Origin of the sequence: Bradyrhizobium sp. 2S1, assembly GCF_011516625.5 — a bacterium.
Taxonomy (GTDB): domain Bacteria; phylum Pseudomonadota; class Alphaproteobacteria; order Rhizobiales; family Xanthobacteraceae; genus Bradyrhizobium; species Bradyrhizobium septentrionale.
In genome coordinates, this window is sequence record NZ_CP147717.1 from 4,371,194 (window position 1) to 4,383,966 (window position 12,773).

Genomic DNA, 12,773 nt, shown 5'->3' on the forward strand with positions numbered 1-12,773 from the left:
TTCCTCTGAACTGTGATCAAGTGATGCGTCTCGCCTTGCCGGCGGAACGTTCAATTTGCGCCTAGAGCATGATCCGGAAAAGTGTGGAGCGGTTTTCCGAAAAGATCATGCTCAGAAACAAAGAGCTGGAGCGGGATGATGATTCGAAGAATCTTCATCCCGCTCTAGGCTCTGCCGGCGAACCGCGGCGCGCGCTTCTCGAGGAACGTAGTGACGCCTTCGGCATAGTCCGCCGATCGGCCTGCGCGTCCCTGCAGGTCGCGCTCGAGCGTGAGTTGCGCGTCGAGCGTGTTGGTCTCGGAGGCATCAAGTGCCTGCTTGATCAGCGCGAGGCCGTCGGTCGGCTGCGTCGCGAGATTAGCGGCCAGCGCATGTGCCTCGGTCATCAGCTCCGCATCCTCGACCATCTTCCAGATCATGCCCCAGGATTCCGCCCGTTCCGCGGAGACGGGTTCAGCGAGCAGGGCCAAGGCGCGCGCCCGGGCGGGCCCTACCAGCCGCGGCAGGAACCAGGTGCCACCGGAGTCCGGAACCAGCCCCAGCTTCGCGAAGGCCTGGATGAACTTGGCCGAGCGCGCGGCGAGCACGATGTCGCAGGCAAAGGCGACGTTGGCGCCGGCGCCTGCAGCCACGCCATTGACCGCGCACACGACCGGCATCGGGATGCTGCGCAGCTTGCGCACCAGCGGGTTGTAGAATTTTTCAATTGGTACGGAGAGATCCGGCGTCTCGCCCGGCGTGAACACGCCATCCGAAAGATCCTGGCCGGCGCAGAACCCGCGTCCCGCTCCGGTCAGGATCACAGCGCGGCAGGACTTGTCCTGTTCTGCCGCAATCAACGCGGCCATCAATGCGGAGTGCAGATCGGCGCTGAATGAATTCAGGCGATCGGGCCTGTTGAGCGTCAGGACGCGATATCCGGCGCGGATATCGGTCAACACCAGATTGCTGACCATGATTACCTCCCGTTGCGGCTTCTACGGCCGAAGGTCGCATGACCTGCCACCGGATTACTATTGACCAACCGGTTGGTCAATTATAATTATCCGCGCAACGGTGTTTGAAAGCGCCGGCTTGGAAGTCGTGCTCGGCCAGCGCCTGGCGCGCGCGCATCATTTGCTGACCGATCCGCGCCACAGCGGCAGCACCATCGGCACGATTGCCTTTGAGGTCGGGTTCGGCGATCTCTCCTACTTCAATCGCACCTTCCGCCGGCACTACGGCGCGACGCCGTCGAACATCCGCGCGGTACCGCGGCGGTCCTGACCGAGTGTCTTCGGTCCCGAGGGCCAGACGACGGTGCCGTCGCATTTGAGATAAGCATACCTCGCGGCATCAACGGATGGAGTTCGTTGATGCTGTCGTCGCGGCAGTCGCGATGACGCCTATCCCGCCAGCACGCAGGATCGCAGGCGCTGCGTTGTCGCGGTGCCGAGCAATACCGCCGATGCATTGGCTATGTGCTGTCGCGCACACAAGATCGCGTTCGATCGCGCCAGCTGCGCGGATGATTTTAGCAGCAATGCACGGCAACGTGTTTTCACATTGTTGCGCGATGTCGCATATGTCCAATCCCCCGTCGCCCCAGTCCGAGCCTGCCAACCATCTCGCGCCTAAAAGGCAGCCCCCGGTGATCGTCGCAGCCGGCAAGATTCGTCGAGTGCGATGCATTGAGGCGACTTAACACCATCGAGGAGAATGTGATGAAGTTTGCACTTCGAGGATATTTTCTTGCGCTCGGCACGAGCCTGGCTTTGTCCGGCGCGGCCATGGCGCAGGATATCAGTGTTGCTGTGGTCGGCCCGATGACCGGTTCGGAGGCGAGCTTCGGCCAGCAGTTCAAGAACGGCGCTGATCTCGCCATTGCCGACATCAATGCGGCGGGCGGTGTGCTCGGCAAGAAGCTTAAGCTGGAGGTCGGCGATGACGCCTGCGATCCGAAGCAGGCGGTGTCGGTTGCCGAGAAGATGGCAGGCGCGAACATTCCGTTCGTCGTTGGGCACTTCTGCTCGTCGACCTCGATCCCCGCGTCGGATGCCTATGCCGAGGGCAACGTGCTGGAGATCACTCCTGGCTCGACCAACCCGCTGTTCACCGAGCGCGGGTTGTGGAACACGTTCCGCGTCTGCGGCCGGGACGACCAGCAGGGCATGGTCGCGGCCGCCTATATCATCAAGAACTACAAGACCAGGAACGTCGCGATCATCCACGACAAGACGACCTACGGCAAAGGCCTGGCCGACGAGACGCGCAACGCCATCAACGCCGCGGGCGTGAAGGAAAAGCTCTATGAGGCCTACACCAAGGGCGACAAGGACTTTGCCGCGCTGGTGTCCCGCTTCAAGAAGGAGGGAATCGATTTCGTCTATGTCGGCGGCTACTACGCGGAGGCTGCGTTGATCCTGCGCCAGATGCGCGAGCAGGGCGTCAATGCCGTGCTGATGGGCGGCGACGCCCTGGTCGACAAGCAGTTCGCGGCGATCGCGGGTCCGCTTGCCGAGGGCTCGCTGTTCACCTTCTCGCCCGATCCGCGCAAGAAGCTGACCGCGGCCGCGACCCTGAAGAAGTTCAAGGACAAGGGCATCGATCCCGACGGTTACACCCTCTACAGCTATGCCGCGTTCCAGATCTGGAGCCAGGCCGTGGCGCGCGCCCAGACCACGGATGCCAAGAAGGTCGCCACGACCATCAAGGCGGGAAACTGGGACACCGTGCTCGGCAACATCAGCTACACGCCGAAGGGTGACATCACGCTGATCGACTATGTCGTGTACCGCCGCGACAAGGACGGCAACTATGCCGAACTGGCGGCTGGTCAATGATCGCAAGCCGCGACATCGGCACTCGTCCCTGACCGATGTCGCGGCAACTCCTGTCCGGCTGCGCCGGCTTGCGCAGCGCCTGCGGCCGGCGCGGCCGGTCACACGTTCTGGGCAAAGCGTGCCGCGTCCGGGACCGGCGTGAGCCACGTCATCGCATGATCGGTATAGATCTCGACTTGCGGCTGCAGCCCCTCCAGCTCGTCGAGCGTGCCGGCCTTCACCACGACCTTCCCCGGCATCAATGCGGTCTTTGCAAGGAGAGGGGAGCCGCAGCGTCCGCAGAAATGGCGGTAGACCGGATGGCCGCTATCGCCCTGGTCGACGAACACCGCGGTCTCGCCCGTTTGCTGGTAGTCGGCTTCGCGGACGACGAGGTTGAACGAGAACAGGCTTCCGCTTTGCCGCTGGCAGTGCGTGCAATGGCATAGGGCGATGCTCCGCGGCTCGCTCTTCAGCGCGTAGCGCACCGCGCCGCAGAGGCAACCACCTTTCCGATCCTGCATCATGTTGTCTCCCATATGATATCGATCGCCACGACGGAGATGCCGCCTCAGACATCGTCGACCACCGCATCGATGAAGGTCGCAGCGGTCTCCTTCAGCTGCTTGCGGCTGTATCCGGCGCGCTCCATCACGGCCAACCCTCGCGTGAAGGTCACGATTACCCGCGCCAGCCGGTTGGCATCGGCCGCGCTGCGCTTGCCCGGGGCCGCGCTGAGGGCCTTGCCGATCAATTGCTCGAGCCGGCCCAGCACGCCCTGCACGCGCTGACGGACGTCGGTGCTCGAGATCGCCGCGTCGAGCGCGGTGCGCGTGGTCAGGCAACCGCGCGGCGGCGAACCGTCCGTCATATTGACGATGATCATGTCGAAGAAATTTCTGAAGCCCGCCGCTGTGTCGCCCTGGGCCAGCGCGGTGCCGGCCGCGTCCAGGAACTCCTCGGCATAACGATCGAAGGCGCGCAGGAAGATCGCTTCCTTGTCGCCATAGGCGTTGTAGAGGCTGCCGCGCTGGACGCCTGTCGCGGCGGCGAGGTCCTGCATGGTCGCGTCGTGCAGGCCCTTGCGCCAGAACACGTCGAGCGCGTTCGCGATCATCTCGTCCTCGTCAAACTGACGCATGCCGACCATTCGGTTCGCTCCGCTGATTCATTCTTGACACTATCGTCAAGTTTTACAATTGTGTCAAGATTGATGCCCAGGAGGTCCGGATGATTACCGCCGTCACGACGTTCAGATTGCCGAAGCCGGTCACGCCCGAGGAAGCGCGCAGCATCTTCCTGAGCACGGCCCCGATCTATCGCGACGTACCTGGGCTGTTTCGAAAGACCTATGTGCTGTCCGAGGACGGGATGACGGCCGGCGGCATCTATTTCTGGAACTCGAGGGCAGAGGCGGAAGCGCTGTACACCGAAGCGTGGCGCGCCCGCGCCCGCGAGAAATATGGCGCCGATCCGACGGTCACCTATTTCGAGAGCCCCGTCGTGGTCGATAACGTCGCGCAGCAGGTGCTTTCCGACGCGTAACGAGCGCCACGACCGTCGGCCTCTCCGCTGATCGGAACCCTGGATTGTGCGCTCGGCTGCGCATTGTCCGCGTGCCAGTCGCCATGCGCGTCGGCTTGTGTTCAGCACGGCCGCAGGGCTAGTCTGCCTGCAAGCAAGAAGACTGCAGGGAGCCCTCGCGATGAACCAACCTCAATCCTCACATACGGCCCCTGCGTCAGCACTGCCGCGCCGCAGGCTCGGCCGCACTGGGCTCGAGGTCTCCATCCTCGGTTTCGGCACCGCGCCGCTCGGCGATCTCTTTGCGCGGCTCGATGACACCGCCGCGATCGCAGCGGCGGAGCGGGCGTTTGCGCTTGGCGTTAATTTGCTGGATTCCTCGCCGCTGTATGGGCATGGCCTCGCCGAGCATCGCTGCGGCACCGCGCTGCGCCGGGTGGCGCGTGACGACGTCGTCGTTTGCACCAAGGTCGGGCGCTGGATGGACCCGTTCCACGGCCGCGGCGACGGCTCGAATTTCGCCGGCGGCCAGCCGCATCGCGCGGTGGTCGATTATTCCTATGACGGCACGATGCGCTCGGTCGAGCAATCGTTGCTGCGGCTTGGGACCGATCGCATCGACCTGCTCTTGATCCACGACGTCGACGTCTGGACCCATGGCGCTGACGCGATCGAGGCGCGGTTTCGCGAGGCGATGGACGGCGCCTATGTCGCGCTCGACAAATTGCGCGCCGAGCGCGTGGTCAAGGGTATCGGGATCGGTGTCAACGAGGCCGAGATGTGCGTGCGCTTCGCCAAGGCGGGTACCTTCGACACCATGCTGCTCGCCGGCCGCTACTCGCTGCTCGAGCAGCCGGCGCTCGCCGAATTCCTGCCGCTGGCGCAGGCACAGGGCATCGGCGTGATGCTCGGCGGCGTGTTCAACTCCGGCATCCTGGCGACCGGCGCGGTCGCCGGCGCCAAGTATAATTACAAGGACGCGCCACCCGACGTGATGCAGAAGGTCGCCGCAATCGAGCGCGTCTGCCGCGCCCATGGCGTAACGCTGGCGACCGCCGCGCTGCATTTCGCGCTGGGTCATCCGGCGGTCGCGAGCCTCGTGCTCGGCGCGCAGACACCGCAGGAGGTCGAGCGCAATGTCGCCGCGCTGTCGGCCTCCATCCCCACCGCGTTGTGGCGTGACCTGAAAGCCGAGAGGTTGCTCGATCCGAATGCGCCGGTGCCGGCATGATCCGGATCGACGCCCATCATCATGTCTGGACCCTGGCACGCGCCGACTACGGCTGGCTGACACCCGAACGCGGACCGATTTACCGCGACTTCGGGCTATCAGATCTGATGCCGCGTCTCGCCGCAGCCGAGATCGATGGTACCATCCTGGTGCAGGCCGCGCCGACCGAGGCGGAAACTGCGTTTATGCTCGACGTTGCCAAAGGCTCCGATCTGGTGCGGGGCGTGGTCGGCTGGATCGACTTCGATGCCGACGACGCGGCGACGCGGATCGATGCGATTGCCGGGCGCGAGTTGCTGGTCGGCCTGCGGCCAATGGTGCAGGACATCGCCGATGACGACTGGCTGCTGCGCCCGGAACTGGCCGCGCCGCTCGAGGCCATGGCGCAGTACGGCCTGGTGTTCGACGCGCTGGTGCTGCCGCGCCATCTGCCAAGGCTCGTCCAGGTGGTCGATCGCCATCCGGACCTGCAATTCGTGCTCGATCATTTCGGCAAGCCAAATCTCGCAACCGGCGACATCGCGGCCTGGAAGGACGACATCGCAAGCCTTGCCGCGCGCGCCAACGTCGTCTGCAAGCTGTCGGGCCTCGCGACCGAGGCGGCGCCGAACTGGCAGGTCGCCGATCTCCGCGAGGCTGTGGACCATGCGCTCGCATGTTTCGGGCCGCAGCGCATGCTGTGGGGCAGCGACTGGCCAGTCGTCAATCTCGCCGGCGGCTATGCGCGCTGGTTCGCTGCTGCGGAGAGCCTGCTGGCTGATTTGTCAAGTGAGGCAAGAGCTGCGATTTTCGGCGGCAATGCGGCGCGGGTCTATTTGTCAAGCCGCGGGTGGCGCACATCCCGGAAATAGATTGCGCGAGGTGCCAAATTTGATCCACAGCGCGCCTTGATGAATCATTCCGGGATGGTTCATAAGCGGCGTCCGCGCCATCAGCGGCGCGACGATTCAGAGAGACGAGCGTGGCAAAGATTCATCATCAGATTGCGCAGGAGCTGGGGGTTCGCGACGAGCAGGTCGAGGCGGCGGTGACGCTGCTCGACGGCGGCGCCACGGTGCCGTTCATCGCGCGATACCGCAAGGAGCTTACCGGCGCGCTCGATGACGCGCAGCTGCGCACGCTGGAAGAGCGGCTGACCTATCTGCGCGAGCTCGAGGAGCGCCGCACCGCGGTGCTCAATTCGATCCGCGAGCAGGGCAAGCTCGACGCCGCACTCGAAGCCCAGATCATGGCCGCCGACAGCAAGGGCCGTCTCGAAGACATCTATCTGCCGTACAAGCCGAAGCGCCGCACCAAGGCCGAGATCGCCAAGGAGGCCGGGCTCGAGCCGCTCGCCGATCTCCTGCTGACGCAGCCGCAAAACGATCCCAACGAGGCCGCTTCTCCCTTCGTCGATGCCGAGAAGCAGGTCGCCGACGTCGCCGCCGCGCTGGACGGCGCGCGCGCCATCCTGGTCGAGCGCTTCGCCGAGGACGCCGATCTGATCGGCGCGCTGCGCGAGGAGATGTGGTCGAACGGCATCATGGCTTCGACCGTCCGCACCGGCAAGAAGACCGAAGGCGAGAAGTTCAAGGACTATTTCGATTTCTCCGAGCCGCTGCCGAAACTGCCGTCGCACCGCATCCTGGCGCTGTTCCGCGGTGAGAAGGAAGAGATCCTCGACCTCGCGATCAAGCCGGAGGCCGAGGCGCCGGCTGTCGGCGTGCCCGGCATCTACGAGCTGAAGATCATGAACCGCTTTGCGGTCTCCAACCAGGGCCGCAAGGGCGACAAGTGGTTGACGGAGACGGTGCGCTGGGCCTGGCGCACCAAGATCCAGATCCATCTCAACATCGATCTGCGGATGCGGCTGTGGGCCGCGGCCGAAACCGAGGCGGTGCGCGTGTTCGCCTCGAATTTGCGCGATCTGCTGCTCGCCGCGCCGGCCGGCGCGCGCGCCACCATGGGCCTCGACCCCGGCTATCGCACCGGCGTCAAGGTCGCGGTGATCGATGCGACCGGCAAGGTGGTGGCGCATACGGCGATCTTTCCGCACGAGCCGCAGCGGCGCTGGGACGAGGCGCTCGCCATTCTCGGCAAGCTCGCGATCGAGCACGGCGTCGAGCTGATCGCGATCGGCAACGGCACCGCCTCGCGCGAGACCGACAAGCTTGCCGCTGAGCTGGTGAAGCGGCTGCCCGAGCGCAAGATGACCAAGATCGTGGTCTCCGAGGCCGGCGCGTCGGTCTACTCGGCCTCTGCCTTCGCCTCGAACGAATTGCCCGACCTCGACGTCACCATTCGCGGCGCCGTCTCGATCGCGCGGCGGCTGCAGGATCCGCTGGCCGAGCTCGTCAAGATCGATCCGAAGGCGATCGGCGTCGGCCAGTACCAGCATGATCTCGGCGAAGCCAAGCTCGCGCGCTCGCTCGATGCCGTGGTGGAAGACTGCGTGAACGCGGTCGGCGTCGATGCCAACACCGCCTCGGTGCCGCTGCTCTCGCGGGTGTCGGGCATTGGCGCGGGGCTGGCGCAAAGCATCGTGCAGCACCGCGACGCCAACGGCCCGTTCAAGTCGCGCAAGGCGCTGAAGGACGTGCCCCGGCTCGGGCCGAAGGCGTTCGAGCAATGCGCCGGCTTCCTGCGCATCAGCAATGGCGAGGACCCGCTCGATTCATCCGGCGTCCATCCGGAAGCCTATCCGGTGGTGCGGCGAATCCTCGAGGCGACCAGGAGCGACATCAAGGCGCTGATCGGCAACGCCGATATGGTGCGCGGGCTCAGGCCGCAATCCTTCGTCGACGGCACCTTTGGATTGCCCACCGTCACCGACATTCTGCGCGAACTGGAAAAGCCGGGCCGCGACCCGCGCCCGGCGTTCAAGGCGGCGGTGTTCAAGGAAGGCGTCGAGGAGGTCAAGGACCTCAAGAAGGGCATGATCCTCGAAGGCACCGTGACCAACGTCGCCGCCTTCGGGGCCTTCGTCGACATCGGCGTGCATCAGGATGGGCTGGTGCATATCTCGGCGATGTCAAAAACTTTCATCAAGGACCCGCGCGAGGTGGTGAAGCCCGGCGACATCGTCAAGGTCAAGGTGCTGGACGTCGAGGTCGCGCGCAAACGCATCGCGTTGACGCTGCGGCTCGACGACGAGATCGGACCGAAGAAGGACAATGCGGGACCGTCCCGCGATTTTTCGCGCGGCTCGGCCAAGATGACGTCGTCGGCACCGCGCAAGCCGGCCGAGCAGTCCGGCGGCGGCGCGCTCGCCGAAGCGCTGCGCCGCGCCGCCGAGAAGAGCGGGCGCGGCAAGCCGACCTGAGCCGCGTTGGCGTCCGCCACATCACGGCGATAGAAAAGGGGCGGATCACGCTTCGTTGATCCGCCCGGCGGCCAGCCACTCAATGTGCAGAGCTGGTGGTGACTTGCCATCAGTTACATCACACCACGAGACAGCCAAAGATACGTCGCGCCTTCTCTGAGCCTTTCAATGGCTCGGCCGGCAACGAGGCAGTCGATCTCACCTTGTGTCAGGCCGATATCCATCAGCTCCCTGTCGCTGAGGTCGTGCAAACTGACTCGCGACCTCGCGCGTTGGCGCCAATTTCGGAAGGCGCGCCAATATCCCTGGAGCAAACCCAGGAGGCTCCGCGTCGATGCGACTGGTGGTCCAGCCGCTTCCTTTTCCGAGAAAGCGTCTCTTAGCGCTGCGATGGAGGCATCGGGGCATGCCTCGGCCAAGGCATCGCCGGTGGTGCCTTCCACCAGTGCGATGGCGGGGTCGAGGCGCAGCCCTGCGGCATCGCGCCCGGTCGAGGGGCTGAGGTTCGTCTGTTGGGGTGGCATCGGAAGCTCCTGCTGTTGTGCCGGCAGGGAGCATGGCCAAACAAAAGGCCCCGTCCGATGTCGGCGGGGCCTGGTGAAAAGATCGCGTCGTCGAATTCCTAGCGCACGACTCCTTCCACGGCCCAGCGAGAGTGGGTCATGTTTTTGCGGTTCGCGATGCGCACGACGTTGATCATGAAGCCCAGTTACCACGGAGATCGCGCATGATCAAGGGGTGTGCCGGTGCCGCGCGCATCCTCAAGGCGAGCGCTCGTGACGTGACGCGAAGTCTGCCCTGGCTCCGAGATCGTCTGGTGGTTTGATTCGGACACTTGAAGGTCGCCTTGCGCACAGAGCTCGCGCGCCAATCCTAAATCCGGCGTCAGAATCTGGCGCATTTGTCAGTTGAAGTCGGGCATCGGCTTGCGTCTTCTGAGCGTCCTCTGCTTGCGGCGACGAGAGGTTCGCCGCGGTCCCAATCAGGGAGGATTTGATGAAGAACAGGCTGTTCACGTTTCTCACGGCGGCGACGCTCGCTGCCAGCGTTGCGCTTGCACCCGTAGCCTTCGCCAGAGGCGGCGGTGGTGGCGGTGGACATGGCGGTGGCGGCGGTGGTCACGGCGGTGGCTTCGGTGGCGGGCATGGCGGTGGCTTTGCTGGCGCCATGGGCGGCGGCATGCATGGCGGCGGAATGGGCGGAATGCGTGGCGGTGGTTTCGGCGGCGGTATGCGTGGTGGCAGCGGCGCGGCGTTCGCCGCGATGGGCGGCGGCGGGCATTTTGCCGGCGGGCGCGTTGGTGGCCCCCGCTTCGTCGGTGCGCCCGCAATCGGCCCGCGATTTGCCGGCGCCGGAGTCCACGGCGCGCGCTTCTTCCATCATGGCGGCTTCCGCCACCACCGCTTCCATCGCTTCGCGGTCTTCGGCGCGCCCTACGTTTACGCCGGCGGCTATTACGATGGCTGCTGGCGCAGGTCGTGGACGCCGTACGGATTGCAATGGGTCAATGTGTGCGGGGACTATTGGTGATCGCCCAACCAACCGCACCGTTGTCGCGGTCGTCGCCAGGCGTTCCATCCAGCCCCGGAATGGGATAGTCTGGCGTCGGCCGTCGCGGGGCGGGCGCCCGGAGAGTTGAGAACTCCAAGAGTTCAAGAAGACTCGGAGTTCAAGACAACTCGGAGTTCAAGATAATGACCGGAGCACACCGCCGCATTCTCGTCGTCGAGGACGATCCTGAGACCGCCGGTCAGCTCGTCGAGGAGCTCACCACCAGCGGCTACGATGTCGACCTGGCGGCGAACGGCCGCGAAGCGCTGAGCCAGGGTGCGGCGCGCGATTATGCCGTGATCACGATCGATCGCATGCTGCCGGACATCGACGGCATCACAGTGATGCGCCAGATGCGCGACGACGGCATCGCGGTGCCGTTCCTGATCATCAGCGCGCTCGGCGAGGTCGACGACCGCGTGCGGGGCTTGCGCGCCGGTGGCGACGACTATCTGGTCAAGCCGTTCTCCTTTGTCGAGTTGCTGGCGCGGCTGGAGGCGCTGGGCCGCCGCAGCGAGACCGTTGCCAAGGAGACCATCCTGCGGGTCGGCGACCTCGCGGTCGATCTGATCGCGCGGACGGCGAGCCGGCGCGGCCGCAAGATTCCGCTGCTGCCGAAGGAATTCCAGCTGCTCGAATATCTCGTGCGCAACGAAGGCCGCGTGGTGTCGCGCGCGATGCTGCTGCAGCATGTCTGGGACCTGCACTTCGATCCATCGACCAACATCATCGACGTCTATGTCGGACGGGTGCGCCGCAAGGTCGACGATCAGCAAGCCTATCCGCTGATTCACACGATCCGCGGCATCGGGTACTGCCTCCGTGCTCCTGGCTAAGACCCTCAAGTCCTCGACATTCCGCCTGGCGTTGATCGCCATCGGTGCGTTCGGCCTGATCGTCTCGGCGATCTTTGCCTATGTCTACTGGTCGACGCTGTCCTATGCGCGCGATCGGGCCGATCGCGCCATCACCGTCGAACGGGCCAGCCTGCACGATGCCTATGTGCGATCCGGCCGCGACGGCCTGGCCGCGTTGATCGCACAGCGGATCGCGGACAGGGGTTTTGCCGATCACGTCTACCTGCTGGCCGGTCCCGGCTCCGCGGTGCTCGCCGGAAATCTCAGCCAATGGCCCGAGGGCACTGCGCAGCGGGGATGGGTGGAATTTCGCGCGCCGCCGCCGCCGTCGCTCGCTGCGGGAACCACGCTGGTGCGAGCCGTGACGGAAACCTTGCCAAACGGCGATCGCCTGCTGGTCGGCCGCGACATCGGTGATCTCGACGGCTTCATGGCCCAGATCAGGGCCGCCGGCATCGCCGTTGTCCTGCTCATCATCGTGCTTGCAGCCGTCGCCAGTATCGGGGTGACGCGGCGAACCGTCGGCCGGATCGAGTCGATCAATGCGACCAGCCGCGCCATCATGCTCTCCGGGCTCGACCAGCGCATCCCGCTGCATGGCAGCCACGACGAATGGGATCGCGTCGCCGAGAATCTCAACCTGATGCTGGATCGGATCCAGACCCTGATGGGAGACGTCAAGCAGGTCGGCGAGAACATCGCGCACGATTTGCGCACGCCGCTGACCCGGATGCGCGGCCGGCTCGAGAAGGCCTACCACGCTCCGCGCAACGGCGAAGGCGATGCGGCGCTGATCGGCGATACCATCGCCGATCTCGATGCGGTGCTCGGAATGTTCGCGTCGATCACGCGGATTTCCGAGATCGAGACGCGGGCCCGCAAGGACGCCTTCCGCACCGTCAATCTCGTCGAGATCGCAGGCGAAGTGGTCGAGCTCTACGATGCCGCGGCCGAGGAGGTCACCACGCATCTCGAGCTTGCCGGCGATGCCGCGGTGCTGGTCACCGGCGACCGCGATTTGCTGTTCGACGCGATCGCCAATCTCGTCGACAACGCCATCAAGCATGGCCGCCCCGGCGGGCGGGTGACCGTGACCTGCGACAACGACGAGGGCGGCGCGGTGATTGCGGTGGCCGATGACGGCCCCGGCATTCCACCCGGCCAGCACGACCGCGTCTTCAAACGCTTCTACCGGCTCGAACAGAGCCGCTACACGCCGGGCAACGGCCTCGGCCTCAGCCTGGTCGCGGCGGTCGCCAGCCTGCACGGCGCGCGAATTGAATTGCGCGACAACGCACCGGGATTGTTGTGCAGGCTGTGTTTTGCCGCTGCAGAAACGTAGGGTGAGTGCGGAGTATCGTACGTGAGGTGAGCACGCCCCAAGGCACCCTCTCCACGCAACCGGGGTCTACCCCGGTTGCGCATTGTAAATTTGCGCAAGTCGGGCAGGCCCGACTTGCGGCGGGAGAGGGTGGGGAGAGGGGTGGCCCCGGGCGAGATGATTGATG

At 65.1% G+C, this 12,773-nt stretch carries 12 protein-coding genes and 1 pseudogene; 9 read left to right on the top strand and 4 right to left on the bottom strand.

What is annotated here, in order from left to right:
• Positions 1-164 precede the first annotated feature (164 nt).
• Positions 165-956: a 2-(1,2-epoxy-1,2-dihydrophenyl)acetyl-CoA isomerase PaaG gene (paaG, locus tag HAP54_RS20605; RefSeq protein WP_166303294.1), complete on the bottom strand. Its 792-nt coding sequence runs from the start codon at positions 954-956 to the stop codon at positions 165-167.
• 127 nt (positions 957-1,083) lie between these two features.
• On the opposite strand from paaG, the gene HAP54_RS20610 reads away from it, so the two are divergent.
• Both HAP54_RS20610 and HAP54_RS20615 read left to right on the top strand, forming a co-directional pair.
• Positions 1,084-1,266 (top strand): helix-turn-helix domain-containing protein, encoded by a 183-nt coding sequence (locus HAP54_RS20610; protein ID WP_166308130.1) that lies wholly within the window; start codon positions 1,084-1,086, stop codon positions 1,264-1,266.
• A gap of 437 nt (positions 1,267-1,703) precedes the next feature.
• Complete coding sequence (locus tag HAP54_RS20615) at positions 1,704-2,822, top strand: branched-chain amino acid ABC transporter substrate-binding protein (RefSeq protein WP_166303297.1); 1,119 nt, start codon at positions 1,704-1,706, stop codon at positions 2,820-2,822.
• Positions 2,823-2,920: 98 nt separating this feature from the next.
• Here HAP54_RS20615 and HAP54_RS20620 read toward each other — a convergent pair whose 3' ends face one another.
• A complete protein-coding gene (locus HAP54_RS20620; RefSeq protein WP_248114474.1) occupies positions 2,921-3,340 on the bottom strand; it encodes a GFA family protein in 420 nt (139 codons plus the stop codon).
• A 32-nt stretch (positions 3,341-3,372) separates the two neighbouring features.
• Positions 3,373-3,951, bottom strand: coding sequence for a TetR/AcrR family transcriptional regulator (locus HAP54_RS20625; protein ID WP_166303300.1), 579 nt, complete (start codon positions 3,949-3,951; stop codon positions 3,373-3,375).
• An 80-nt stretch (positions 3,952-4,031) separates the two neighbouring features.
• On the opposite strand from HAP54_RS20625, the gene HAP54_RS20630 reads away from it, so the two are divergent.
• From HAP54_RS20630 to HAP54_RS20645, 4 genes are all read left to right on the top strand, one after another.
• Positions 4,032-4,346 (top strand): YdhR family protein, encoded by a 315-nt coding sequence (locus HAP54_RS20630; RefSeq protein ID WP_166303303.1) that lies wholly within the window; start codon positions 4,032-4,034, stop codon positions 4,344-4,346.
• 160 nt (positions 4,347-4,506) lie between these two features.
• The gene (locus HAP54_RS20635) at positions 4,507-5,556 is read left to right on the top strand and encodes an aldo/keto reductase (RefSeq protein ID WP_166303306.1); all 1,050 of its coding nucleotides are present in this window, start codon (positions 4,507-4,509) and stop codon (positions 5,554-5,556) included.
• Positions 5,553-6,407, top strand: coding sequence for an amidohydrolase family protein (locus HAP54_RS20640; RefSeq protein WP_166303308.1), 855 nt, complete (start codon positions 5,553-5,555; stop codon positions 6,405-6,407). The genes HAP54_RS20635 and HAP54_RS20640 overlap by 4 nt, the downstream gene beginning before the upstream one ends.
• Before the next feature lie 110 nt (positions 6,408-6,517).
• Positions 6,518-8,857: a Tex family protein gene (locus HAP54_RS20645; RefSeq protein ID WP_166303311.1), complete on the top strand. Its 2,340-nt coding sequence runs from the start codon at positions 6,518-6,520 to the stop codon at positions 8,855-8,857.
• A 113-nt stretch (positions 8,858-8,970) separates the two neighbouring features.
• Here HAP54_RS20645 and HAP54_RS20650 read toward each other — a convergent pair whose 3' ends face one another.
• Positions 8,971-9,381 carry a DUF1127 domain-containing protein gene (locus tag HAP54_RS20650; protein ID WP_166303313.1) on the bottom strand — a complete coding sequence of 137 codons (411 nt, stop codon included), beginning with the start codon at positions 9,379-9,381 and terminating at the stop codon, positions 8,971-8,973.
• A 472-nt stretch (positions 9,382-9,853) separates the two neighbouring features.
• Between HAP54_RS20650 and HAP54_RS20655 the strand changes: the two genes are divergently transcribed.
• The 3 genes and pseudogenes from HAP54_RS20655 to HAP54_RS20665 all read left to right on the top strand — a co-directional run.
• On the top strand, positions 9,854-10,387 hold the full coding sequence (locus HAP54_RS20655; protein WP_166303317.1) for a hypothetical protein: 534 nt from the start codon (positions 9,854-9,856) through the stop codon (positions 10,385-10,387).
• Positions 10,388-10,551: 164 nt separating this feature from the next.
• Positions 10,552-11,244 (top strand): response regulator transcription factor, encoded by a 693-nt coding sequence (locus HAP54_RS20660; RefSeq protein ID WP_029082743.1) that lies wholly within the window; start codon positions 10,552-10,554, stop codon positions 11,242-11,244.
• Positions 11,245-11,671: 427 nt separating this feature from the next.
• A pseudogene (locus HAP54_RS20665) lies at positions 11,672-12,607 on the top strand (sensor histidine kinase); the annotation flags it as partial.
• Positions 12,608-12,773 lie beyond the last annotated feature (166 nt).

Excerpts from the sequence above, each read along its gene's own strand:
- HAP54_RS20615 (WP_166303297.1), top strand. The coding sequence starts at position 1,704 with ATGAAGTTTGCACTTCGAGGATATTTTCTTGCGCTCGGCACGAGCCTG.
- HAP54_RS20655 (WP_166303317.1), top strand. The coding sequence starts at position 9,854 with ATGAAGAACAGGCTGTTCACGTTTCTCACGGCGGCGACGCTCGCTGCC.
- HAP54_RS20640 (WP_166303308.1), top strand. The coding sequence starts at position 5,553 with ATGATCCGGATCGACGCCCATCATCATGTCTGGACCCTGGCACGCGCC.
- HAP54_RS20620 (WP_248114474.1), bottom strand. The coding sequence starts at position 3,340 with ATGGGAGACAACATGATGCAGGATCGGAAAGGTGGTTGCCTCTGCGGC.
- HAP54_RS20625 (WP_166303300.1), bottom strand. The coding sequence starts at position 3,951 with ATGGTCGGCATGCGTCAGTTTGACGAGGACGAGATGATCGCGAACGCG.
- HAP54_RS20660 (WP_029082743.1), top strand. The coding sequence starts at position 10,552 with ATGACCGGAGCACACCGCCGCATTCTCGTCGTCGAGGACGATCCTGAG.
- HAP54_RS20635 (WP_166303306.1), top strand. The coding sequence starts at position 4,507 with ATGAACCAACCTCAATCCTCACATACGGCCCCTGCGTCAGCACTGCCG.
- HAP54_RS20630 (WP_166303303.1), top strand. The coding sequence starts at position 4,032 with ATGATTACCGCCGTCACGACGTTCAGATTGCCGAAGCCGGTCACGCCC.
- paaG (WP_166303294.1), bottom strand. The coding sequence starts at position 956 with ATGGTCAGCAATCTGGTGTTGACCGATATCCGCGCCGGATATCGCGTC.
- HAP54_RS20650 (WP_166303313.1), bottom strand. The coding sequence starts at position 9,381 with ATGCCACCCCAACAGACGAACCTCAGCCCCTCGACCGGGCGCGATGCC.